This is a genomic window from Novosphingobium sp. JCM 18896 (genome assembly GCF_025938095.1).
Lineage (GTDB): Bacteria > Pseudomonadota > Alphaproteobacteria > Sphingomonadales > Sphingomonadaceae > Novosphingobium.
Genome location: NZ_JAPCZF010000021.1, coordinates 1 through 3,066, shown reverse-complemented (window position 1 = coordinate 3,066; position 3,066 = coordinate 1). Strand labels below are relative to the sequence as shown.

At 60.0% G+C, this 3,066-nt stretch carries 1 protein-coding gene; it reads left to right on the top strand.

What is annotated here, in order from left to right; genetic code table 11:
• Positions 1-37 precede the first annotated feature (37 nt).
• Positions 38-3,007, top strand: a complete 2,970-nt coding sequence (locus OLX23_RS25690) for a Tn3 family transposase (RefSeq protein WP_264448208.1) — start codon at positions 38-40, stop codon at positions 3,005-3,007.
• Positions 3,008-3,066: the final 59 nt, after the last annotated feature.

The following is a 3,066-nucleotide window of genomic DNA, read 5'->3' as shown; positions in this document are numbered from 1 at the left end:
CGATTGGGGGGTCATTCCGACTCAGGCGGGGTACGACATGGCGCGGCGCAATTTACTGACGCGGGAAGAGCGCGAGCGGCTATTCCTACCAAGAACCGACCACTTCTCGATCATCAGGAACTACACGCTGACGGTCGAAGACCTGGATATCATCGGAAAGCGACGAGGCCCCGTTAATCGGCTCGGTATTGCTGCTCACCTTGCCTTACTGCGGCATCCTGGGTTTGGGCTGCGCACGAACTCGGACATCCCCGATGCTATACTCAACTACCTGTCTGCGCAGCTTGGCGTCGCTCCGGGCACATACGGTGCCTATGGCCAACGTCCGCAAACGCGAACCGACCACAGCTCAATTGCCGCTGATTACCTCGGTCTTAGGCCGTTCACACGCGCGGATGTTGCCCACGCTATTGAACTTGCAGCCCGTGCAGCCATGCGCAGTGACCGCGGAGAAACAATTGCCAGATCCTTGATGGATAACCTGAAGGCGGAGCGCTTTATTCTGCCCCTGCCCGACACCCTCGAGCGGGCCGGGCTTGCCGGGAGAGCACGCGCTCGTAAGCGCGCAGCATCGGAAATCGTCGCCGAACTGGGCGGCAGTACATTGGAGTTGCTCGACGCACTCCTGATCAATGACCCAGCCCTTGGTATGACGCCGCTGGCTTGGTTGCGGGATATGCCCGGATCTCCGTCAACCAAGAACATGAATGCGCTTCTCAAGCGGCTGCGGTTCATACGTGATCTCGGGATTGAACCGGCAATCAGCCTAGCAACCACGGGCTTCCGCTTTGGCCAATTCGTGCGCGAGGGCAGCGTCGCTCCGCCGTTTCTGTTGGCCGACTATTCCCACAATCGCCGCAGAGCGACGCTGGCAGCCGCGGTCGTCAATCTCGAGGTCAAGCTTGCAGATGCCGCAATCCTGATGTTCGAGCGCCTCATTGGCGGGCTGTTCACCCGAGCCAAGCGTGGCCAGGAACGCCGCTATCAGGACACAGCACCTTCGGTCGGCAAGCTCATGCGACTGTTTGGTGCAACGATCGCGGCGCTGGATATGGCAGAGGAAACTGGCGGCGATCCGCTGGTCCTGGTCGATGAGATGGTGGGCTGGCATCGCCTGATGGCAGCCCGTCCGCACGTCGATGCCTTGGCGGATCTCGCTCAGGAGGACACTCTGGTTCTTGCAACCGAGCGATACGCTACACTGCGCCGGTTCTCCCGCAACTTCCTCGACACATTCACGTTCAAGGCCTCGGGCAGCGGGACCAACCTGCTCTCCGCTCTCGATCTCCTCAAGCAGGCCAACGGCAGTTGGGGTACGCAGTTGCCAGCAAACCCGCCGATGCCCTTTTCCAATCGGCATTGGTCCAAATTGATAATGGAGGGAGGAAAGGTCAGCCGTCCGCGCTACGAGACGGCCGTGCTGGCGACACTTCGAGATAAACTGCGAGCGGGCGATGTCTGGGTCGAAGGAACGCGGGCTTACCAGCGTTTCGACGCCTATCTGCTCCCCCGCAAGGCCGCACAATCGGCAATCTCCGAACTGCCGATCAACGTGAATTCCGGAGAATATCTGGCTCATAAGAGCGCCGAACTTGATCGGCGATTGCGTCACTTCGCGCATCAGCTGCGGACCGGCCGCTTGCCTGGCGTGACGCTCGTTCGCGAAAAGCTGAAAGTCGTTCCGCTGCAAGCGGCGACTCCACCAGAAGCGGAAGCTCTTGACCGCAAACTCGATGCCCTACTCCCGCGCGTCCGAATTACCGAACTCCTGCTCGAAGTCGCTGAACGTACCGGATTTCTCTCTGCATTTCGGGATGTCCGCTCGGGCAAGGAGCACGATAAGCCCGCTGCCGTGCTCGCCGCCATTCTGGCGGATGGTACGAATCTCGGCGTCGAACGCATGGCCAACGCCAGCCAGGGCGTCACATATGCGCAGCTCGCCTGGACCCAGAACTGGTATATCTCGCCCGAGAACTACGAGGCTGCTCTGGCCCAGATTGTGCGCGAACATCACCGCCTCCCGTTCGCGCGAAACTGGGGCGAAGGTGTCAGTGCATCATCCGACGGCCAGTTCTTCCGCACCGGCCGGATCCGATCGGGCGCAGCCGAGATCAACGCAAAATACGGTCACGAGCCAGGTATCAAAATTTACTCGCACCTTTCCGACCATTTTGCCTCGTTCAGTTCGCGCGTCATGTCTGCCACCGCAAACGAAGCCCCATACGTGCTCGACGGCCTGATGCTAGGGGCCCGCGAATTGCCACTGAAGGAGCTGTATACCGATACCGGCGGTGCGTCGGATCACGTCTTTGGCCTGTGCCACCTGCTCGGGTTCCGTTTCGTCCCTCGAATGCGTGATCTTGCAGACCGGCGGCTCGGAACCATCGTATCCGGTGCAAACTACAAAGGCATCGAATGTCTGTTCGGCCAGGCGATCAAGGTCGGCACCATTGAGGCAGAGTGGGATGATCTCGTCCGAATGGCCGCCTCAATTCGGGAAGGAACTGTTGCTCCATCTATCATCCTGCGCAAGCTTTCCGCCTATCGCCGGCAGAACAAGCTTGACCTTGCCCTTCGCGAACTTGGCCGCATCGAGCGGACGTTGTTCACGCTCGACTGGCTGGAACAGCCGGATTTGCGCCGCGCCTGCCAAGCCGGATTGAACAAGGGAGAGGCCCGGCACGCTCTGGCAGACGCCGTCTACACCAACCGCCAGGGCCGGTTCACCGATCGAACTCTTGAGAACCAGCAATACCGCGCATCTGGGCTCAACTTGCTCATCGCCGCCATTGCATACTGGAATGCCCTCTATCTCGGCCGGGCCGCCGATCACCTGCGGTACTCGGGAATTGAGATCGACGAAACACTGCTAGCGCACGTCTCACCTCTGGGTTGGTCGCATATCGGCCTCACAGGTGACTACCTTTGGGAAGATGCATCTTTCAGCGTCAACCGCGGGTACCGAGCACTCCACGACCCGAACGGCAGACTTCGGCTCGTCGCCTAGGATGTTCTCAGTATTTCCAGCTTAGCGTTGTCTGGCGAACAAATCTTGAGGTGAGGCCA